Annotated in this window: 16 protein-coding genes; 9 read left to right on the top strand and 7 right to left on the bottom strand. The window is 55.6% G+C overall.

Annotated features, from left to right (window positions below; genetic code table 11):
* Nucleotides 1-19 precede the first annotated feature (19 nt).
* Nucleotides 20-2,455: a DNA gyrase/topoisomerase IV subunit A gene (locus Poly59_RS17910; protein WP_146535497.1), complete on the bottom strand. Its 2,436-nt coding sequence runs from the start codon at nt 2,453-2,455 to the stop codon at nt 20-22.
* A 441-nt stretch (nt 2,456-2,896) separates the two neighbouring features.
* Between Poly59_RS17910 and Poly59_RS17905 the strand changes: the two genes are divergently transcribed.
* The 5 genes from Poly59_RS17905 (at nt 2,897) to Poly59_RS17885 (ending at nt 7,826) form a co-directional block, all read left to right on the top strand.
* Nucleotides 2,897-3,466: a hypothetical protein gene (locus Poly59_RS17905; RefSeq protein WP_246151749.1), complete on the top strand. Its 570-nt coding sequence runs from the start codon at nt 2,897-2,899 to the stop codon at nt 3,464-3,466.
* Between the two features lie 110 nt (nt 3,467-3,576).
* Nucleotides 3,577-3,954 carry a hypothetical protein gene (locus tag Poly59_RS17900; RefSeq protein ID WP_146535496.1) on the top strand — a complete coding sequence of 126 codons (378 nt, stop codon included), beginning with the start codon at nt 3,577-3,579 and terminating at the stop codon, nt 3,952-3,954.
* Between the two features lie 374 nt (nt 3,955-4,328).
* Complete coding sequence (locus Poly59_RS17895; RefSeq protein ID WP_146535495.1) at nt 4,329-5,648, top strand: CpaF family protein; 1,320 nt, start codon at nt 4,329-4,331, stop codon at nt 5,646-5,648.
* Between the two features lie 124 nt (nt 5,649-5,772).
* On the top strand, nt 5,773-6,741 hold the full coding sequence (locus tag Poly59_RS17890) for a type II secretion system F family protein (RefSeq protein WP_146535494.1): 969 nt from the start codon (nt 5,773-5,775) through the stop codon (nt 6,739-6,741).
* Between the two features lie 104 nt (nt 6,742-6,845).
* Nucleotides 6,846-7,826, top strand: a complete 981-nt coding sequence (locus tag Poly59_RS17885) for a type II secretion system F family protein (RefSeq protein WP_146535493.1) — start codon at nt 6,846-6,848, stop codon at nt 7,824-7,826.
* 47 nt (nt 7,827-7,873) lie between these two features.
* Here the strand turns inward: Poly59_RS17885 and Poly59_RS17880 are convergent, their stop codons facing one another.
* Together Poly59_RS17880 and Poly59_RS17875 are read right to left on the bottom strand one after the other, a co-directional pair.
* Nucleotides 7,874-8,779 carry an isoaspartyl peptidase/L-asparaginase family protein gene (locus Poly59_RS17880; RefSeq protein WP_146535492.1) on the bottom strand — a complete coding sequence of 302 codons (906 nt, stop codon included), beginning with the start codon at nt 8,777-8,779 and terminating at the stop codon, nt 7,874-7,876.
* Nucleotides 8,772-10,001: a GTPase gene (locus Poly59_RS17875; RefSeq protein WP_146535491.1), complete on the bottom strand. Its 1,230-nt coding sequence runs from the start codon at nt 9,999-10,001 to the stop codon at nt 8,772-8,774. The genes Poly59_RS17880 and Poly59_RS17875 overlap by 8 nt, the downstream gene beginning before the upstream one ends.
* A gap of 182 nt (nt 10,002-10,183) precedes the next feature.
* On the opposite strand from Poly59_RS17875, the gene Poly59_RS17870 reads away from it, so the two are divergent.
* Genes Poly59_RS17870 through Poly59_RS17855 form a run of 4 tightly spaced genes read left to right on the top strand, consistent with a single transcriptional unit; the run spans nt 10,184 to nt 15,399 of the window.
* Nucleotides 10,184-10,624: a GntR family transcriptional regulator gene (locus Poly59_RS17870; RefSeq protein ID WP_146535490.1), complete on the top strand. Its 441-nt coding sequence runs from the start codon at nt 10,184-10,186 to the stop codon at nt 10,622-10,624.
* A 4-nt stretch (nt 10,625-10,628) separates the two neighbouring features.
* The gene (locus tag Poly59_RS17865; protein ID WP_146535489.1) at nt 10,629-11,570 is read left to right on the top strand and encodes an ABC transporter ATP-binding protein; all 942 of its coding nucleotides are present in this window, start codon (nt 10,629-10,631) and stop codon (nt 11,568-11,570) included.
* Nucleotides 11,567-14,038 carry a hypothetical protein gene (locus Poly59_RS17860; protein ID WP_146535488.1) on the top strand — a complete coding sequence of 824 codons (2,472 nt, stop codon included), beginning with the start codon at nt 11,567-11,569 and terminating at the stop codon, nt 14,036-14,038. The genes Poly59_RS17865 and Poly59_RS17860 overlap by 4 nt, the downstream gene beginning before the upstream one ends.
* A complete protein-coding gene (locus Poly59_RS17855; RefSeq protein ID WP_146535487.1) occupies nt 14,035-15,399 on the top strand; it encodes a hypothetical protein in 1,365 nt (454 codons plus the stop codon). The genes Poly59_RS17860 and Poly59_RS17855 overlap by 4 nt, the downstream gene beginning before the upstream one ends.
* A gap of 117 nt (nt 15,400-15,516) precedes the next feature.
* On the opposite strand, the gene Poly59_RS17850 is transcribed toward Poly59_RS17855, so the two are convergent.
* From Poly59_RS17850 to Poly59_RS17835, 4 genes are all read right to left on the bottom strand, one after another.
* Nucleotides 15,517-16,206: an FKBP-type peptidyl-prolyl cis-trans isomerase gene (locus Poly59_RS17850; protein ID WP_246151748.1), complete on the bottom strand. Its 690-nt coding sequence runs from the start codon at nt 16,204-16,206 to the stop codon at nt 15,517-15,519.
* Between the two features lie 175 nt (nt 16,207-16,381).
* A complete protein-coding gene (locus tag Poly59_RS17845; RefSeq protein ID WP_146535486.1) occupies nt 16,382-17,416 on the bottom strand; it encodes a serine/threonine protein kinase in 1,035 nt (344 codons plus the stop codon).
* 229 nt (nt 17,417-17,645) lie between these two features.
* On the bottom strand, nt 17,646-17,960 hold the full coding sequence (gene rplU / locus Poly59_RS17840) for a 50S ribosomal protein L21 (RefSeq protein ID WP_146535485.1): 315 nt from the start codon (nt 17,958-17,960) through the stop codon (nt 17,646-17,648).
* Nucleotides 17,961-18,210: 250 nt separating this feature from the next.
* Entirely contained in the window at nt 18,211-20,709 is a 2,499-nt protein-coding gene (locus Poly59_RS17835; protein WP_186776360.1) for a S9 family peptidase, read from the bottom strand.
* Nucleotides 20,710-20,721: the final 12 nt, after the last annotated feature.

Below are 20,721 nucleotides of genomic sequence, written 5' to 3'. Positions count from 1 at the left end.
AATAGCGTCCAGTGAGGACTCATTCCTCGTCTTCCAAAATGGGCGGCGCACCGGGGGGTTGCGTGACGATCTCTTCGATCTTTCCGTTCTTCTGGATTTCGTTGCCTCGTCCGCCTCGCGATGTGATGCGGTACTTGGCGGTTGAAATCGTTTTCTTGGCACCACGATTTGTCACGACGGTCATCAAATCGCGATCGCCGGTCGACGGCTTGAATCCCAACAACTGGTCATCGGCCGCCATTCGGATCAACGTGACCCCTTTTCCCGGCCCTGACAAATAGTTGACCTCTTCGGCCGAACAAACCATCGCCCGACATTGGCGAGTCACGGCCAAGATGGTCTCGGTTCCATGAATCGCAGCGACATCAATGACATAGGCAGGACTGCTGACGCGTGCATAGCGTCGCCCACTGCGAGTCGATGGCTCGGCGAACGACTGCAATCCAAATCGCAATGCGAATCCATTCGACGTGGCTGCGAATCCGTGAACATGCGGGCACAGATCGGGCTTTTTGGGGTCTTCGTTAATGTCACCGATTACGCGAGGATCGAATGACATGACGGAAACGATCTTCTCGCCGTCTTTCAACTTGAACAGTTTTTGAATCGGCTCGCCAAAACCCGTCGACGCTGGAACATCGATCATCCGAGTCGTGTAACAAACGCCCAGCGACGAAAAGAAACCAATTGTTTCACGAGTACTGCCGGCGACACACGCCAGCACACTGTCGCCTTGCCGCAAACGACTCTTAGCCGGGTCTGCAATCTGTTTTTGCCGTTTCACCCATCCGTCGGTCGTGACCAGAATGTGGCACTCTTCGGCAATGATGAAATCTTCGGCGGTGTATTCTTCCTCCTCGACAGTATCAATCGTCGAGCGGCGTTTGCCCGCATCAGTCTTACCAAAATCTTCGATTAGTTTTTCGATTTCGCCGCGAACGATTTGCCAACGTCCCGACGAGTTCGTGTCGGCGGTGTCTTCGGCGAGCAATTTGCGAATTTCGCGTGCGCGTTTGTTCTTGTCCTTCAGTTCGTCCAAGATCAAATTGATTTCGAGCCGAGCAAGTCGGTACAGCCTCAATTCCAAGATCGCATCGGTTTGTTCTTCGTCCAGCCCGCCGCCTTTCGCGTCCGCTGGAAACTTCTTCATGATCTTGGTGGCCGCGTCGGCTTTTCCGTCGCTCTTGCGAATGATGCGGATGATTTCATCGAGCGCATCAAAGATCAACGCAAAACCGTTGAGAATATGAATTCGCTTTTCAAGCCAGCAAAGCTCGTTTTCCAGACGCTTGGTGACAACGTCTAGACGGAAGTGCAAGAAATGCCACAGAATTTCTCGCAAACTCAACCGATTCGGCGCACCGACTTCGGGGTTTTCTGTCGGCACCAGGCACGTCAAGTTGACGTTGAAATTATTTTGCAACTGAGTGTGCTTGTACAAGTACGCCAGCACTTTGTTCTCGTCGGCGTCTTTCTTCAGCACCAAGTCGACACGGATGTCTTCGGTCGACAAGTCACGGACTTCGGTTACCAGTGGCAACTTGCCGCTGTAAATGATCTCCGCGATCCGTTCGACCATCAACGCCTTGTTGACGCCAAACGGAATCGAGTCAATTTGCAGGACTCGGTTTCCATCGATTTTGACAAGTTTGCAGGTGCCACGCAGTTTGACGGTACCAGACCCCGTCGTATAGATATCTCGCAGTTCGTCTTTGGTATTCGTGATCTGGCCACCGGTCGGAAAATCCGGCCCTTGGACGGCATCCTTCGCGACCAGTTGATAGTCTTTGACTTCGGGGTCACGCAGCAATTTCAGCAGCGCATTACAGACTTCGCGCAGATTGTGCGGCGGAATATTGGTGGCCATCCCCACCGCGATGCCTGTCGAGCCGTTGACCAATAAATTCGGCATCCTGCTAGGCAAGACGACCGGTTCCTCGCGACTGCCGTCGTAGTTCGGTTTGAACGCGACGGTACGGGTCACCAAGTCGGCAAGCACTTCGGCGGCGATGGGCGTCATGCGGCATTCGGTATACCGCATTGCTGCCGCATTGTCGCCATCGACGCTGCCAAAGTTGCCACTGCCGTCGACCAGTGGCATTCGCAAACTGAACGGCTGAGCCATCCGAACCATGGCTTCGTAGATCGAGCTGTCACCGTGCGGGTGAAATCGCCCCATCACGTCGCCGACGACCTTGGCACACTTCACGTGTTTGCTGGTCGCGGTCAAATTCTGACCACTCATCGTGTACAGAATCCGCCGCTGAACCGGTTTTAATCCGTCACGGACGTCCGGCAAGGCTCGGCTGGTGATCACCGAAAGCGAATAATTGAGATACTTCTCCTGGGCCGCTTGGCGCAGCGGAACCCCAACCAGATTTTCACCCACGGCATCAAATAGCGAATCATCGGCTGATCCGCTGCGATTTGTCTTTGCCTTACGACGCTTTGCCACGTCCTAGTCTTCCTTGTCAGTGAATGAAGCCGTTTTTTCGATAACCGAGCGTTCTTCGGCGGCCTTCTCGAAACCTAAGCCGAGAAGTTAGGCAGTTTATGCGGATCACGCCAGACGAGTCGACTAGGCCAAACTTGATCGTTTGCACGGAACCGAACGATTCTTCCCGAGCCACCGGTCGAAACGAACCCAACGATGGGGGAAAGCTTGGGGCGGGCCAAGCCAAAGGTCATCCCGGCGCCCGGCTTTAGCCGAAATCAACGAAGGCTCGGGTCACCAATGATTGGCACCCCAAGTCGAGGGTCACCCGACCCACAAGCCTTATTTGATCTTCGGCACTCACTGATTTTCAGTGCGGCCCACTGAAAACCAATCCAGCCCAACCGACCCGGCCCGATGGCGCGGCCGAAGCGGAATGCGGTTCACGGAGGAACCCCAGCCATGAAACTACTATCCATCCGAAGAATGGTTCCCGCCTTGGCGGTTGCGATCAGCCTGTCGGCCGTTACGGCCGCCCTTGAAGCGCAAGAGTACATCGTCAATGAACAGGTCATCAGCGACGTGAAGGTTGAAGGCGGCTTCCACAATGAATCGTACGCTGGTGACTCGTATGCCGGTGATTCGTACGAAGGCGGATCCTGCGCCGACGGTAACTGCGGCGGCAGCGGCGGCGAGGTCTATGTCGGTGACGGTGCGGTCGCTGGTGGCGTTGTAAATCGGTCGTACGGAAATCCCGACCTATTTTACAACTACTACACCCAGGGCAATGCCAACGGCGTCAACGCCAAGATGTATTTGTCGCCAATGCCGGTACCACCGAACGTGGGCCACACCCATTTGACGTACCAACCATTTTATCCCGAAGAAATGCTGTATTGGCACAAAAACAAGTTCCATAACTACTATGACAATGGTCGTGGTATGAATCGCACCCGTGCGATGTACTACAGCCCACCGGTTCGTCAAACGGCCAGCAACATCTACTGGAACTTTTTGCGAATCCCTCGCTAATTGAACTTTGATCGTCAAACCGGGACGCATCCTGGCTCTGCCTCGGACGCGTCACCACCAGTACTGGCTTGGCGAACTTGACATTCCTTTAACCACTGAGAACTGAACTCATGATCTCCCGAATCATTCTTGCCGCCGGCTTGGTTGCCTCGGCGATCACGATGAGCGGTTCCACCGCGTCGGCTAGCGACCCATTAGCCGTAGCCCAAGTTTGGAATCACAACTACGCGATGAACCGTCCTTGGCACGGCAACTACTACAACCAGAACTACGGCCAACCTTTGGCACTGGTCGTTCCGCCGACCGCGCACATGCGTCAAACGTATTCCTGGGGCGTCAGCCAAAACAAAACGTATCCGATCTATCATCAGTTCGGACGCAGCGCAGGTTCGCCAGCAAATGGTGGACGTGGTCAGTTCCAACCAACACCGCTATGGCCTAGCCACACCGACCAGTTCGGCACGTACTACGTACGAGGCCCTTGGTAGTTTGAACACATGATCTCGCTGCACAGATATCGTACTGTGCCGTGAATCACAAATACGCGACAGATCAAAGCCGAGTCATCTTCAAGATCGAAGATGACCCGGCTTTTTTTGTGGAGTGACTCTTCCCTCGACAGCCAGTGCGAACCTATCAGGTTTGCGAAAACTCTGACGCTATTTCCGCCTACGCACGTTTTAGGTTCTATCTTTGCGTGGGTCTTCCTACTTTGGATGCTTGAATGCCACTTGTGGCGAGGAAACGCAGCATCCCAAGCGGTATGACCCGAAAAATCGCTCCGCCGCCATCATGTCGGTTTGGCAGCGAGCGAACCAATGCACGGGATTTAACGGTTATCACAACCAAGGGAAAAACTGCGATGCGAACTGGCACCCCACAAGCAAAACCTGACGCCGGCCGTCAACAACAATTCGAAGACATCAAGCGTCGCATCCACGGCAAGTTGGTTGACAAACTTGACCTGTCACGTGTCGGCGATTTGAAAGGCGATACGCTCAAACGCGAAATCCGCATGGTGGTCGAACACCTTTGCGACGCCGAAGACACTTTGCTTAACCGTCAAGAACGCGAACGAATCGTTGACGAAGTCATCGACGAAGTGCTGGGACTTGGCCCGCTCGAGTTGATTCTGAAAGACCCCTTGGTCAGCGATATTCTGATCAACGGTCCAAAGAACATCTACGTCGAAAAAGGCGGCCAGATGCAGAAGTCGGAAGTCGAATTCCGCGACAACAAACACTTGCTGCAAATCATCGACCGTATCGTCAGTAAAGTCGGCCGTCGTGTCGACGAAACCTCGCCGATGGTCGACGCGCGGTTGGAAGACGGTTCACGGGTCAACGCGATTATCCCGCCACTGGCTCTCGACGGGGCAGCCGTTTCGATTCGTCGATTCGGTTCGAACCCGCTGAAGCTAGAAGACCTGCTCAACTACAAAGCATTCACACCCGAAATGGTGATGTTGCTAGAAGGCTGTATTAAGGCACGATTGAACTGCATCATCGCTGGTGGTACGGGTTCGGGTAAAACGACCCTGCTGAACACCTTGTCTTCGTTCATCAATCACCATGACCGGATCGTAACGATCGAAGACGCGGCTGAATTGCAATTGCAACAAGATCACGTCGTTCGCTTGGAAACTCGGCCACCGAATATCGAAGGCAGTGGTGCCGTCACCGCAACGGACTTGGTCAAGAACGCCCTGCGAATGCGTCCCGAACGAATCATCATCGGCGAATGCCGTGGTGGTGAAACGTTGGACATGTTGCAGGCGATGAACACCGGTCACGACGGTTCGATGACAACGGTTCACGCCAATACGCCTCGTGACGCGATCGCTCGATTGGAAACGCTGGTCATGATGTCGGGTTTCGATCTTCCGGTGAAGGCGATTCGCCAACAAGTTTCTGGTGCAGTCGATGTGCTAATTCAAGCCAACCGTTTGCAAGGTGGTCCTCGCCGTGTGACCGCAATCACCGAAGTCGTCGGTATGGAACAAGACACCGTCATCCTGCAAGACATCTATCGCTATGTCCAAAAGGGCATCAACGAAGAAGGCAAGGCGTTCGGCCACTTTGAGTGCACCGGCGTCCGCCCGAGCTTCATGGAAAAACTAGAAGCTGCAGGCGTGCGTTTGCCCGCCAGCGCCTTCCGCGAACGAGTCATGATGCAAGCTTAGAGGCGTAAATCGCAGGTGTCAGGGATCAGGTTTCAGGTGTCCACCGAAACCAACCATGACACCTTCAAACTTGCCCCTTCGACTTACCTGAAACCTGTAACCTGCAAACTGAAACCTACCTGCCATGTCCGGATTAGTCATTGCCCTAGTGATCGGCATCGTTGTCGCTTCACTTGTCGCGTTCGCCGTGAACGTCTTGATGCCAGCGGATGATTCCACCGCCACCGAAGACCGTCTTGCTGCGATGGCGTCGCGCCGTCGAGGTGGCAAAACCGAGGAAGTCGCGCAAGCATCGTTGATGCGACTCGACGGCGACGATGGAACCAGCCTCATGTCGCGTTTGACGGCGGGAATGCCGGCGATTTCGGACTACTTGGAACAGGCGGACCTACCGCTAACACCGGCCAAGTTCGGATTCATTTGCGTTGGATTCTTTGGCGCTGGGGTGATGGCATGTGTGCTGTCTCCCATTCCCGTTCTACTCGCTCCCATCCTGGGCGCTCTGCTAATGGGATTGCCGATTGGTTGGCTGATGATGAAACGCAAGCGTCGCCTAAGCGCCTTCGGCAACCAAATGCCACAAGCATTGGAATTGCTAAGCCGTTCGCTCCGCGCCGGACACTCACTCAACGCTGGTTTCGGTTTGGTCGCATCTGAAATGGACGCGCCGCTGGCCACTGAGTTCCGTCGCTGCTTCGAAGAACAAAACTTGGGTATTCCCTTGGACGAAGCGATCGACGACATGGCCTTACGAATCCCAAATATGGACCTGCGATTCTTTGCCACCGCCGTCATTTTGCAACGACAAACCGGTGGTGACTTATCCGAAATCCTCGAAAAGATCGGTCACCTTGTTCGCGAACGCCTGATGATTTTGGGAACCATCCAAGCATTGACTGGCGAAGGTCGAATGAGTGGTGCCGTGTTGCTGGCGTTACCGCCTGTGTTGTTCGTGGTGATGCTGAAATTGAACTACGAGTACGTGATGATGTTGTTCACCGACGAAATTGGTCGCTACATGCTTGGCATCGCTTTAGTCACACAATTAATCGGTGCGTTGGTGATCAAGAAGATCATTACCATCAAAGTTTAACGCTCTGTTTGAACCTGTTTCATTTCGACGACTCCCCAACAATCATCACGCGAAACGCCCGTCACGCATTTGTCGACTAAAGACACTTGCAAGGAATAAACTTTATGATCACTTCGCTAACTCTTGTCGCCGCACTTGGCCCCGCCACCATCGCATCCATCGCTGTGTTTGTCGCCGTCACTGCAGGTGCGTGGTTCGCAATTTCACGTGTCAGCGGTGACGACAAACCGACCGCTGAAAGTCGACTCGATGCACTTCGCAGCGGCCGAACTTCAGGTGGAAACAATGAAGAATCAGAGAAAAACCGCAAAAAGGGCGAAGCCTTAGCCGCAGCTCTCGAAAAGGCCACCTCGCCGCTTGAAAAAACCGTTTCGGGTAACGAAAAGGAAATGAGCGACCTGCGTGAAAAGCTAGTGAACGCTGGCTTTCGACGCGAAACGGCACCCGTTGTCTTCAAAGGCATCCAGTTCATCCTAGCCGGTACGGGCTTATTCCTAGGCGGGGCAGTTGGCTTGATTTCGGACGGCTTCACCCAAGGAATGCTGATGAAACTTGCTGGCGGCGTTGTCGTCGGTTTTGGTTTGCCCACAGTCATTTTGGGGCACTTGGCAAAACGTCGACGCGAGAAAATCTTCTTGGGTCTTCCCGATGCGCTCGACTTGATGGTTGTCTGCGTGGAAGCCGGTCTGGGGATGGACCAAGCCCTGCGTAAAGTGGCCGAAGAAATGATGAAGAGCCACAAAGACATCGGTGAAGAATTTGGTATCGCCAACCAACAACTACAATTCGGACGAACTCGCAGCGAAGTGTTGCAAGCACTCGGTTTTCGCAGCGGTGTGGATGACTTGAAACAACTGGCATCGATTCTGATCCAAGCCGACAAGTTCGGATCGAGTGTTGCCAACGCACTTCGCGTGCAAAGTGATTCAATGCGAGTCAAACGACGTCAGATTGCCGAAGAAAAGGCGGCCAAGACAGCCGTCAAGATGATCTTTCCGCTTGTGTTGTTCATTTTCCCAGGCATCTTCGTGGTTCTGGTTGGACCTGCGGGCATCAATATGTATCGCAACATGCTGTCGAAGTAGTCACTCACCGGCCACTTGTCCCCAGACGATCATCTGGGAACAGACGGCTATTCGGGTCGGCCACCACCGGGAAGCGAAAACGCGGTCGTCATCCGACCGCTGCTGTCGGCCATGCCACAGTTCATTCCGGGTGTGTTGTGCTGCATCACAACTTGGCCGTCACGCGAAACCGCAATCAAGCCCCCGTCGTTGGGCTTCAGTCGCGCGGTCATGATTTCCGTCACGGCTTCGGTGAGCGATCGCCCCGCATACCGCATTTGAGCGACCACATCGTAGGCGACCGCCGCACGAATGTACTCTTCGCCAAGTCCGGTACATGAAACCGCACAGGCATCGTTGGCCGCAAACGTTCCGGCTCCGATGATGGGTGAATCACCCACGCGGCCCGGCAATTTCTTTGAGGTTCCACCCGTGCTGGTCCCAGCAGCAAGGTTTCCATGCGAATCTCGCACGACACATCCGACCGTTCCAAAGTGCGGAGGAGCGTTGTCGTCGGCCGACTGCTTTGTCAGAAAGTACTCCGGTGAAACCAGCTGCACCTTCTGTTGCTCGGCGAACAAGTCCGCACCTGGGCCGACCAACAAAACATGCGGCGTCTGGGTCATCACTAGTCGAGCTAGCGAAATAGGGTTTTTGACTTTGGTGACTCCCGCGATCGCCCCACAACCTAGCGTCTTTCCGTCCATGATCGACGCATCCAGTTCGGCGGTACCATTTTCGGTCAGCACAGCGCCGCGTCCCGCGTTGAAGTTGGCATCGTCTTCAAAAACAACGACCACGGCTTCAACGACATCAATCGCGTCGGCACCGTGTTTGAGCAATTCGATACCGGTTTGCAGGGCACGCTCGAGACCGTTTTTTCGCGCAGCCGCCTTACCCGCTTCCCATCGCTCGGGTCCGCCACCGGCACCGCCGTGAATCGCAATGGACCACTCGATCTTCGTTTCAATCATCAGATTCTCTTTGGTCAATGGACGGGAAATCAATCAAACTTTCCAGCAACCTGGTCGCTTGGTGTGCATCAACAGCTTCGGCAATCTCAGCCACACATTTCGCTTGTCGATTGTTGATCGCGACCGGCTGATCCACCGGTGGCATCACCCCAATCAACGACGCCGAAATCCGTCGCATCAGTTCGCCAACACCTTCGCCGGTTGTGGCGACCGTGCAAAGCACCTTGGTCGCCGATCGCTCAGTCTCACTTAAACGATCGGCCTTGTTCAGCACATCAATCAAAGCGGTCGCGGCAAATTTGTCGCTCGTAGGCACCCCAGGTTCAGAAACGCGAATCACCAGGTCTGCTTGACCAGCCGCATCATGGGCACGAGAGATACCTTCGCGTTCAATCGGTTCGTTGCTAACACGAATGCCCGCCGTGTCGCTGATTCGAATCGGCAACCCATCGATCACCGTTTCCGCATGCAACACATCTCGAGTCGTTCCTGCAATGTCCATGGTGATGCTGCGGTTATAGCCGACAATGGCATTGAGCAAGCTACTTTTCCCAACATTTGGTGGCCCCACCAAGACAACACGAAAAGGTTGATCCAAACGTGTTGTAACGTCAGCAAAACGATGAATCGCCGCTGCCTGTTGCTTGACTTCGTCGAGCTGGCAAGTGTTTTCACTTGCCAAATCTTTGCTTACAGAGTGTGCGTGTAGCCGCACGATCGCATCGCTGGCCCAATTGCAGAGCACGCCGCGCACTTGCGCCATGGCGATTGCCGCGGTCCGCGCGGTCACGCATCGCGTTAGAACTTCGGTGGCTTCCGCGACGATTCGAGACGACGAAGCCTGATCGCAATACTGCGACGAACTGATTTCGACGGCACCAGCCGCGGTCAGGTCGGCAAGAACTCGCATTGTCGCCGCACGTCCGCCATGACAATGGACTTCGAAGTCCAGCGAACCAATCGGGGTGACGACCACCGACTCACCGGCCGCGCCTGCGGTTCCGTTACCACGGGTCACCCCATGCCAAACGCCATAGCGAATCTGCCCCGGACAAAAGTCGCCGTTTGTCGCAGGACCAAAACACCGCTGGATGATCTCCGCGGCACGCGGGCCGCAAAGTGAAACAACTGCCACCGCGCTGCGTCCCACGCCTGTGATGACTGCGGCGACCGTAGCCTGCGGCGATCGTGTGCGTCCATCCGATAAAAATGCATTGTCCAAGAGCGTTTCCGAACCAGTAAATGATCGAGCGAATCAGCAGAACAGATTAACGACAAAGCACCCCGATCGAATACCGGCCAACGGATTCAGAAACATGGGCGAAATCGCTTGACGTCACCCACAGACCGAGTGTACTATCTAACTAGTGAACCAAGCGACCTAGTCTCTTGCCCGAGTGTGCCATGTTTTTATCGATCGATTTTCATTCCGACGTCGCGATCTATTTACAGATCGTACGACAAGTCAAAGCGGCGATTGCGGCCGGTTCGATGCGACCGGGGCAACTACTGCCAAGCGCCCGCGTCCTGTCGGGCCAATTAGCGATCAATCCCAACACAGTCGCTCGCGCGTTCACGGAACTGCAAAGCGCCGGTGTGATCGAATCGCTTCGTGGCCGTGGCATGGTGATCAGCACCGGGGCGGCGGCCCTTTGCCGACGGCACCGCGACGATGTGCTGGCCGAGCGGATCGGCGAGGTCCTGGGCGAAGCTTGGCACGCCGGTCTGGATCAATCCAAGATCCAAGCCATCGTCGACAGCGAACTTAAAAAATTGACCAAGACGACCCCCGCCGTTCACGTCGAATCCTCTGAAGATAACTCGTCTGCATCCACGAAAGGCTAGTGTCATGTCACCCGTGATTACCGCAAAAAACCTGACCATGCACTTCCGCCGCTGTGATGCGCTTCGGGGAGTCGACCTAGAGATCCAGCCCGGTACCGTGTTCGCTCTGTTGGGCGAAAACGGAGCAGGCAAGACCACACTGATCCGAATCCTCACAGGTTTTCAAAAACCATCGTCCGGAACGTGCCTCGTTTCAGGTATCGACCCGGGCAAAGATCCGTTGGCCGTGCGTCGTGGAATCGGTTACGTGTCGGATTCGCCTTCACTCTACGACTGGATGACCGTTGCTCAGATCGGCGGCTTTGCGGCATCATTTTATGATCGCGAATTTCTGACGCGATACGAAGAATCGATCCGACGTTATGAAATCACACCGGACCAAAAGATCCGTCATCTCAGCAAAGGGCAACGCGCCAAAGTGGCGCTTTCGCTAGCGTTGGCACACGACCCGGCGCTGCTGATCCTGGATGAACCGACGTCCGGTTTGGACCCTAAGGTTCGCCGCAGTTTTTTGGAAAGCATGATCGATCGAGCGGCGACCGGCCGGACGGTGTTTCTGTCGAGTCACCAGATCAACGAAGTCGAGCGGGTCGCCGACACGATCGCGATTTTGCACCGCGGCAAAATCGTTTTGCATGGGGCACTGGCCGAGATTCGGCAATCGATCTGGCAGGTCGTCTACGATGTTGATGATCCGCTGCGTGCGGTCGCGATGCTGCCTCGGCCGGCCGAAATCTTGAGCGAAGAAACATCAGGTTCGCAGCGACAGGTCTTTGTTCGCCATCTCGATTCATCGATGATCGATGACCTGCGACAAACGGCGGGCGTCGTCAACGTTCGGTATCGAATTGCGACACTCGAAGAAACCTTCGTGGCCTGCACCTCGGGCGAAGCGATCTTGCAAGAATCGCCGAGTGGTGAATCGAAAACGGAGGTGGTCCAATGAACGTGATCGATTCGTTCATCAGCCGCAATCGTTGGCTGTGGTGGAAAGAGTTTCGAATGCTGATGCCGCTGGTTGGACTGCTAGTCGGTGTTACGATCTTGTTGTTTTTCATCAGTTCGTTTGTTGACCGTTCGCTCTACACGATCACCTACAGCGACGATCTAAGGCGACTCGTTCCACTCGCGTTCCCATTGCTGTTTGCGGTCGGTTCGGGCGCGGTGTTGGTTGGACAAGAACGCGAGATGCGGACGATTGAATGGATGTCATCGCTACCGCTTACGCCTCGCCAGTGGGTCACGACAAAAACGGTTGTCGCCACGGTCGGGCTGGCCATCATGTGGGGCTTTGCGGCCTTATGTTTGTCGATGACAGACGGGGGCGGTGGGGTTGGATCACGATGGCGAATTTCGGGGGCTGCGGGCGTTTCGAGTTCGCCAATCGGCTATCCGCTGTGGTTTCTGTTCAGCATCTACTTAATGCTTTGCGGTTTTTACACGGCCTGGCGAGTCAAAGACCAATTTCACGCAATCGTGCTGCTGATTGCACTCGCGTGTGGACCGATCTTATTGACCGAAGCTTTCCGGTGGACATTCAACGTAGTGAACGATCGCAATCACGGCGCCGACGATTTACAAGGAGTGACGTTTATGTTCACGGCCATCTTGACGGGCCTGATCGGATGGCGGTCACAACGTGCTGCGATGACGACTTTGCTACCCAAAGTCGCGGACGATCGAGAAACGCTGGCTAACGAAACCACTGGCCACCCCGCTTCGTTTTGGTCATCGGCGCCGATGCTAGGCACTTCGTGGTCGTCGATGATCTGGCAATCCGCTCGCTCGGCACCCATTGCATTTGCAATCACGGCAACGATGGTGCTGGTCGGCTTAATCGTTCCGCTTACTTTGCCGCAAGGTGAAGCCAACAACATTGCGGCAACCTTTGCACCTCTGTTGATTTTGCTGGGGCCTTTAGCGATCGCTTGGCTAGGCGTCCTGGTATTTCAAAACGACGGATCGGCTGCGCGACTGCGATTCCTTGCTGATCGCGGAGTCTCGCCAACGAAAGTGTACTTGGCCCGCCATGCAGTGCCGCTTTCAACGTTCGCATTTTGCTTGATCGTCTACACGATCGTTTCAATCTGGCGAGCCGAGTCGGTCGAGACACAACATAGACCGTTTCTTGTGCCATCACTGTTGACGATCGCCATGATGGGCTGGGTGATGTATTCGGTATCACAGTGGACCAGCCAACTGTTTCGCACATTAGTGCTGTCCGTCATCGTCAGTCCAATTTTGGCCGCCATGGTATTGGGATGGCTCATTTGGTCATCCTTTGCGCTGCAAACTCCGGCTTGGATCCTGGCGACGGTGTCATTGGTTCCGATGCTTACCACGTGGTGTCTGATGCCGCGTTTCATGGACCAACGCGACCGCCCAATATCGTTCATCTGGGCAACCGCGGTCGCCGGGATCATCTTTGGCGCGCCGATCCTCCACGCGGCTTGGCAAATTGCCCAAGTGCCGGGCATGGCGACAGAAACAAGAAACCAATTACTGAGTGAAGGGCAGCGACTGCGCAAATCCGTCGCCGTACCGTATGTCTTGTCACTCAGCCCAAGAGACACCGACATTTTCACGTCAGCTCGCCTTGATTCACGCGTCCCGGTCGATCAGGTTATCCGATGGCTCGATAATGAGCCGCAAACACCAGTCGCGTTCATTCCTACTTTGGCAGAACTGCGCAACCGTAGAAATGTTCCGGCGACGGCGGACCAGTTCAACGTCGAGACAATCTTCAATCGTTTGATGCTCGAGCGAATGAACTTCCAATCAAGCGGAAACTGGGAAACGTTTTCCCCGTGGCTAGTCGCTGCATCGGAGATTTCACGTTCGCTGCGACTGAGCGTTTCCTGGCGTGACCAGGACGTTGCCGATGTGGTCGAGATCTGGATTGCTGACACCTTGCAATTGCCTACTGTCGCGGAACAGTCATCCAGCGAGGCGTATCAATTGACGCTGAAGAACTTGCCGAACAAAACGGCACGGGCAAAGTCACGACGAGGCGCCGTGCTTGGAAGCTGGGCGGCCCAGGAATTCAGCCGCCGTGTTACCAAGGCGAACGTGATCGACAGCGGACTGGACTTGCAACCACCGTACCTGGTCGACTGGATCCGAAAGCCGCGAGCCGAAGCGATCGTGGCAACGGCACTGCAGGCACTCGGCGGCGAATCGAAGTTTGGCACCATCAAAGGCGACTGGCTCGTCGAGATGCACCGGTTGCAAATGGCGTCGTCGACGCCATTTGAATATGGCCCCTACGCACCTCGCCTTCGCGACCGACCAGCGATTGAACTGATCCGGTCTAGCGCCGGTGCAGCCGCTCGATTCTGGGGTATGAAGTGGGAAGACGACATTGATCAAATGAAAACCGAATCCGGCAAACCAGCCTCGGAGACTCAGCAATGACCCAGCATCAACGAACCACCGCCGACGTCATGTACATGACCATCGTCGCGTTGCCGCTGCTCGCCCTTGGCGGCATGTTCACGGCCTCGGCGATCAAGTGGCGCAGCGAAAAAACGAAACTTCAAGACACCATTGAAGCCGTTTTGGGCAACCGCAACGCGATCGACTACACCACGTTGCCGCGGCGGTACGACGAACAGACGTCCGACAAATCGACGGCCACATGGAAAGCCGTTTTGTCAGCATCTGAAGCTCACAACTCGCGATTCGGTGGCCCGTTCGCTTGGTCGCATGAGGATGAAACATACGGCGACTTGGTTCCACCGGACCAACCGTGGCCGGTCGCGGACGTGATGGCTCGGTACGCGAAGGATGCCCAACCGATCCTGGACCAAATGCAGAAACTGTTAGGATCCGACGACACCATTTGGGTTCCGATCATCTTCCAATCGACGTGGACCAACCTCAACGAGATTCAACAAACTCGCAGCGTTTCACGTCTGGTCCATTACTCATTCCTGGATGCGATTCACCAGGGCGACAATGAACGCGCCATCCGAATGCTGCGTTTGTCGAACCGATTGTTCGGCAGCCATCACGACTCGGTCTACTTGGTTGACGAGCTGGTCCATATCGCCTGTCGTTCGATTTTTCTTGACGACCTGCGGCACTCGATTGCCGCTGACGTTTGGACGGATGCCGAACGAAAAGAAATCGAACCGTTCGTCTTCAATGCCACAAACTGGGACACCGAGTGGAGACAAATGATTGAATCCGAGATGCTCTCGATCCTGCCCGGGATGCTGCAAGACGATTTGAACTCGATGGGAATGCAAGATCGGTCGGGAGTCTCGAACATGCCGTTTCGATTCGCGCCCAGCATGATGCTGAAAGCCTTTGAGCGACAGCACGGCGTGGCTACGATCCGCGATGCGGGAACGACTCGCCACCGCGACCGAGTTGAGAAGACTGACCGATCGAAAATCGACAAAGACAAACAGATCGAAATCGACTGCTGGCTTCAGTTTCCATTCCTCGACAGCCAATGGGCCGAAGACATGTTCACACCGGCTTATGTCGCCGTCGCCGAAGCGATTCGCCGGATGGCGAATGAAGAACGCTTCACCCGAACCGTCTTCTCGCTTCGCGAGTACCATTCAAAGCTTGGCGAGTGGCCCGAAAGCCTTGACAAGCTTGCCGACATTGGGCTGCCGATCTCGGCAATCAAAGCTTTTGACGGAGGACCATTTCATTACGAGATCAAGGGCAAGGATGCGGTCATTTACGCCCAAGCCAACAAGGACGTTCGTTACGTCAACAACGGCGAAGCGGCCGAACCAATTGTGATGATCGGCAAATAGGTCCGCCGGAAGCAATAGCGGCCGGGCAGGGCCTCATACATAATCCTCTCCGGCCGCTACGGCGTCCGACTCTCCCAGAGGGAGAGCGATAACTCGAACTTATTTCCGCACGATCCCTTACTGGATTTCCAGCAGTTCGACTTCGAATACCAAGACTTCGTGTGGTCCGATCGCACCCGGGCTCCCACGTTCGCCGTAGGCCAAGTCCGACGGGATATAGAGCATCCACTTGTCGCCGACTTTCATTTCTTGAAGCGCCATTTGCCATCCCTTGATGACTTGGTTGACGCGGAATGTTGCCGGTTCGCCTCGCTTGACCGAACTGTCAAAAACAGATCCATCGATCAGCGTGCCGGTGTAATGAACCTTGACGGTGTCGGTTGCGGCTGGCGATTCTCCATCGCCCGCGTTCAGAACTTTGTATTGCAGTCCGCCTTCGAGTTCCTTCACGCCTTCTTTCTTGGCGTTGGCGGCCAGGTAATTGATTCCCTTGCCTCGTAGGCGGGTTTCAAGCAGCGTTTGAATTCGGGTCTGAGTCTCGCGTAATTCGTCATCACTCATCGAAGCTTCGGCTTTGTTGATGCCGTCTTTGAATCCGGCCAGCATGGCTTCGATATCGATATCACCAAGCTCGAATCCGTTTTGGCTCATTTGTTGGCCGACGGAAACGCCTAGAAAGTATCCGATGGATTGTGATTCGGTTCGTTCCACTTTAGCAGCATCTTTTTCTTGGGCATTTACGCAGGCGGGCACAATGAATAGTGATAACAGCATCACCACTGGGCCGATCAGGCATCGTTGGCACATCAGTTGATTCCTTTGGGAATTGGGGTTCGTCCGCCGGTACCGTTTCTCAATTGGAAGCAGGGGGCACCGGTGATCCGAGGGAAGCAGAATAGCAGCCAGCACGATTCCGTTCACGGCCCCCGAAAAATCGAGACTGGAATTCGAGACTGTCCCGAAATTGCAGGCGAAGCTTGTTTTACTTACTTAGTGCCGAAGCGATGGCAATTCCCGCCAAGATCAAGGCACCTAAAATGGCCAAACGCGACCAACTGACCGTTCGCTCGGGGGGGCCGTCAGACCGATTGCGAATCTGCTCGACCAGAATTTGTCTGCCTCGCGAAGCCACACCGTCGGCAGCCACATCACTGCCCGCCACATCACTGCCTGCCTGGGCCGCCAAGTCGTGGGTGTGATAAGTCTCGTCGAGCTGTAGCATCACGGCCTGCACTTTCCGAGCATTGAACGGCCGATCCTCAGGACGTTTCGCCAGCAATTCGTTGATGACTTCGTCTAGCTCGACAGGGCAGTCCGGCACCGATTCACGGGCGTGTGGCGGCGGCGTCCGCAGGTGCTGTTCGAACAACTGGGCGAAGTTCTCGCCATTGAACATTTTTCGCCCGACTAGCATCTCGTACAGACAACACCCCAGCGCGTACAAATCGGCTTTGCCCGATATCGACGCGTCGCCAGTGATCTGCTCGGGCGCCATGTAGGCGTGTGTGCCGACGGTCATTCCCGTCGAAGTCAGATCGGCATTTCGCAAGTCGCGAGCGATCCCAAAGTCACCCAGCTTTACTTCGCCTTCGCGAGTCAGAAACAGGTTGCCGGGCTTGAGATCGCGGTGGATGACGCCGTGATTGTGGGCGTACTGCAGCGCCGAGCAAATCTGCCTCGCCAACTCGACCACGACCGGCCAAGCGAACGCACCGCGACTTTCCAGCAGGTCCTTGACCGTGCCGCCACGAACCAACTCCATCGCGTAGAACAGTGTTCCATTATCATCGCCGCCGCCGTAATAGGCGATGATGTTGGGATGCCGAAGCCGAGACAGAATCAGCATTTCGCGTTCAAACCGAGCCCGAATCGTCGGGTCCTGGCTGACAGCGGGGTGCAATTTTTTGAGGGCCACTTGCTCGCCCGTAGCAATTTCGGTGGCGATATAGATCGTGCCGACCGTGCCAACGCCTAGCACATCGCCAAGCTCAAAGTCAGAAAGAGCATCAACGGACATGGCAAGCGAACCTCTAATTGTCCGCAGGCTAGCGGAGCAAAACATTGGGAAGACCGTTCTCTGGCCCATCCCGATCGCATGTCGCGCCAGCATGCCGCATGGTGCCGAGATTCCATCGGCAAGACGCGGTTGAACTAAACCACGTCACCGATTTGGCTAGCCCTCGCAAGGGCTGAATTTTGCTGAGCGGTTGTCACAAAACAACAGCCGCCCGTCGCTTACTCGCCGACTAAACGCCAGCGATCTTTTCGATCCGCACGCGAGTGTGCATTTGGCGGTGGCCAGTGCGTGACTTGCTGTGTTTGCGGCGACGGAACTTTTGGATGTAAATCTTCTTATCCATCTGCGTGCCGACGACCGAAGCCGTGACCGAAACGCCAGCGACCGTAGGAGCACCGAGCTTCAGACCGTCATCGCCGCTGACGGCCAAAACTTTCTCGAACGTCAGGTTTTCACCCTGAGCGATTTCGCGGTAATCAACATCCAATTCCATTCCTGGTTGGACGCGATACTGGCGACCACCGTCAACGATGATGGCGTACATAGGACCCTCTGGTTTATCGAATTTGTCAGACTGACTTGGTATCAAAATTGCTCGGCAGCTGGTACCGAGCCGCGTAGTCTAGCGATGGGGCCCGGTGGCGTACAGGGCTTCCCTCGCGATTTCCGGGCACAATTCAGCGGTATTTGACGGCGCGGAGCATCCCAGTGGGACGGCAAAATACGCGAGAACGCAATTGATGGCTTGGGCGTCCGAACTCGCACTTCCATCAACCTGAAAACGCACAGCCCCCCTATTTGCCGGAATCTAGCAACGATTCCAGCAAGAATCGATCTGTCATGACGGACATGTGCCAGACCTGAGACGGGCTTGAAACGGAATGGGCGGCGCCGGGGTAGATCATCAACCGAAAGTCTTTGCCTGCTTTTTGCAGGGCCTTCGCCATTCGCATCGAGTTTGCGGGGTGAACGTTATCATCGACTTCGCCGTGGATCATCAGCAGGCTGCCGCTCAAATCGGCGGCTTTTGCCAGTGGTGAGGCGGCCGTGTACCCCGCTTCATTTGACGCCGGCAGTCCCATGTAGCGTTCGGTATAGATCGAGTCATATTCGCGCCAATCGGTGACCGATCCGCCAGCGATTCCGGCCGCGAACGAGTCACTGTGCGTCATCGCGTAGAGAGTAAGGAATCCACCAAAGCTCCAACCACGAATGGCGAGCCGGTCCGTGTCGGCCCAGCTCTGGCCCCCCAACCAAGTGACCACGGTGCCGAGGTCCTTCATCTCGACTTCGCCGAACTGTCCACGAATCGACCAGGACTCTGCGATGCCTCGGCCGGCACTGGACCGATTGTCCACTACCAATGTCGCGATGCCTCGGCGAGCCAGCAGTTCACGGTATAACGTTTTGGTTCCGCCCCACTTGGCAGAAACGACCGGCGAACGTGGACCGCCGTAGACTTCAATGATGACCGGAAAACGGCCCGAGTCGCTTGGTTGACCGGCTGCCCCAACACCACCCGGCAAGTTTGGCTTGACCAGCATCGCAGGCAACGGAACTCCGTCATCAGTCACGATCGTGAACAGTTCGGGACCGACGATCGGCGTGGCCCACCGCGGCGTGGAATCCGCAAGAGCTTCGTCGACTGATCCATCGGCTGACCTTACGCCAAGTCGAGCCGGTCGATCGGGGGTGCTGAAACGATCAGTAAACTGCTGCCCATCCGGGCTGATGTCGACATCGTGCCATCCGGAACCACGCGTCACCTGCACCATCCCATCTAAAGTCATGGCACCAGCTGGGACGACGACATTGGACACCACACTTCTCGCAAACGCATCCGAAACGATCGCACCCGTTGCCGTGGAACCAGGCGTCACCGCATGCGGCGTCATCGCGACGGGCGCCGTCGAACTTGGTCCGGCTTCGGCGATGCCGGCCAAAGGAATTCGATAGACCTGCTGCTCGACCGTTCCCCGCAGGCGATCACCACAGATCAGAACATGCTTTTCATCTCGCGAAACCTTGAAGGCCGTGACGTCAAACGAATCGGGCGTTACGGGACGAACGATGCTGCCGTCGAGAGAAACCTGATACAGCCGACTGCGTCCGCTGGGCACTTCGCTTTGCCACAAGAAACTGCCGTCGTGCATCCATCCCGGCGCCGCTGGCGGTTCGACCCAGGCCGGACTTTGCTCGCGCAGCAACAGATCGCTGTCGTTCTTTCTTCCTTCTAAGAAATCTGTATCAATCGAACGAACTTCCCGCCATGTCTGCAATCGGTCACTGACCGAATACAGCATCCGAGATCGATTCGGATGCCACCAAACACCAGTGATCAAACGCTGGGCACTCGGTCGCTCGTCATCCGAGTCCGACGATTCGATCAACCGTGCCGCCGGAACTCGCCCGGCAGCCGATTGCCGCAGGTCCCAAACAAACAGCTTGGCTTGCGGAATGGCGTCACCCGCCTTGGAATAACGCCGGACAAGCCCGGCGCCTCGATCACTGGTCGAGTCCGGCAGTGTGTAGGGTTCGATACGGCTGATGTCGATCCTTAGCATCGCAAGCCAGTCGCCATCGGGGCTGAACCAGAACCCGCGATAATTTCCGCGTCCAAAGATTTCTTCTTGATAGGTCCAGTCCAAAATTCCATCCAACAAAGTATCGTCGGCGTCGTCAGTCAATCGCATGGTCAGCCCCGACGTAGTGTCGACCACAAACAAGTCGCCATCGACGGTGTAGGCCACTCGCCGCGCGGTCGAATCGATCGTTGCGTTTTTCCAAGTCGCACCGTCCCGTGTCAGCCATCGTGCTGGCTGATCGGGTGACGCGATCGCGAGTGCTTTCCCAATCTTGACCAGCACCGCATCGGTGGCTCGCGTCATTTTCGGAATCGATCGACTGGCGATCGCGGCGGCTTGCTCGGGACTGATCCCGTCAAGTTTTTGGATCTGAGACGCCAACCGATCCACGATCGGCCATGGCTTCTCGGTCGGCGAATGGTCGGCGTCTGGATTCGACGCATCGGGTATCTCGACCTGCGTCCAAGCCTTGTCCCGTTTGATCAACAAAGTCGATGGCCCACCAACCGCGTCCATCCAATGCGTTGCCGGAAGCTGGCCGTCAAAGTCCTGCTTGTCGTCGGGATGAAACAAAGTTCGCAGTGAAATCTGTGGCGATGGATTCTCGTCGGCCAATTTCTCTTCAGCCAATACCGCAGACATCGCAACCGGCGATACCACAAACTCCATCACCAATGCGACAACCGCGACGCTCGCCCAATCCGACACCGATCGCTTACA

Source organism: Rubripirellula reticaptiva (assembly GCF_007860175.1).
Classification (GTDB): domain Bacteria; phylum Planctomycetota; class Planctomycetia; order Pirellulales; family Pirellulaceae; genus Rubripirellula; species Rubripirellula reticaptiva.
The sequence above is the reverse complement of the archived record's forward strand: the minus strand, read 5'-3'. Positions and strand labels throughout refer to the sequence as shown.

Excerpts from the sequence above, each read along its gene's own strand:
- Poly59_RS17905 (WP_246151749.1), top strand. The coding sequence starts at position 2,897 with ATGAAACTACTATCCATCCGAAGAATGGTTCCCGCCTTGGCGGTTGCG.
- Poly59_RS17900 (WP_146535496.1), top strand. The coding sequence starts at position 3,577 with ATGATCTCCCGAATCATTCTTGCCGCCGGCTTGGTTGCCTCGGCGATC.
- Poly59_RS17895 (WP_146535495.1), top strand. The coding sequence starts at position 4,329 with ATGCGAACTGGCACCCCACAAGCAAAACCTGACGCCGGCCGTCAACAA.
- Poly59_RS17890 (WP_146535494.1), top strand. The coding sequence starts at position 5,773 with ATGTCCGGATTAGTCATTGCCCTAGTGATCGGCATCGTTGTCGCTTCA.
- Poly59_RS17885 (WP_146535493.1), top strand. The coding sequence starts at position 6,846 with ATGATCACTTCGCTAACTCTTGTCGCCGCACTTGGCCCCGCCACCATC.
- Poly59_RS17880 (WP_146535492.1), bottom strand. The coding sequence starts at position 8,779 with ATGATTGAAACGAAGATCGAGTGGTCCATTGCGATTCACGGCGGTGCC.
- Poly59_RS17870 (WP_146535490.1), top strand. The coding sequence starts at position 10,184 with ATGTTTTTATCGATCGATTTTCATTCCGACGTCGCGATCTATTTACAG.
- Poly59_RS17865 (WP_146535489.1), top strand. The coding sequence starts at position 10,629 with ATGTCACCCGTGATTACCGCAAAAAACCTGACCATGCACTTCCGCCGC.
- Poly59_RS17860 (WP_146535488.1), top strand. The coding sequence starts at position 11,567 with ATGAACGTGATCGATTCGTTCATCAGCCGCAATCGTTGGCTGTGGTGG.
- Poly59_RS17855 (WP_146535487.1), top strand. The coding sequence starts at position 14,035 with ATGACCCAGCATCAACGAACCACCGCCGACGTCATGTACATGACCATC.
- Poly59_RS17850 (WP_246151748.1), bottom strand. The coding sequence starts at position 16,206 with ATGTGCCAACGATGCCTGATCGGCCCAGTGGTGATGCTGTTATCACTA.
- Poly59_RS17845 (WP_146535486.1), bottom strand. The coding sequence starts at position 17,416 with ATGTCCGTTGATGCTCTTTCTGACTTTGAGCTTGGCGATGTGCTAGGC.
- rplU (WP_146535485.1), bottom strand. The coding sequence starts at position 17,960 with ATGTACGCCATCATCGTTGACGGTGGTCGCCAGTATCGCGTCCAACCA.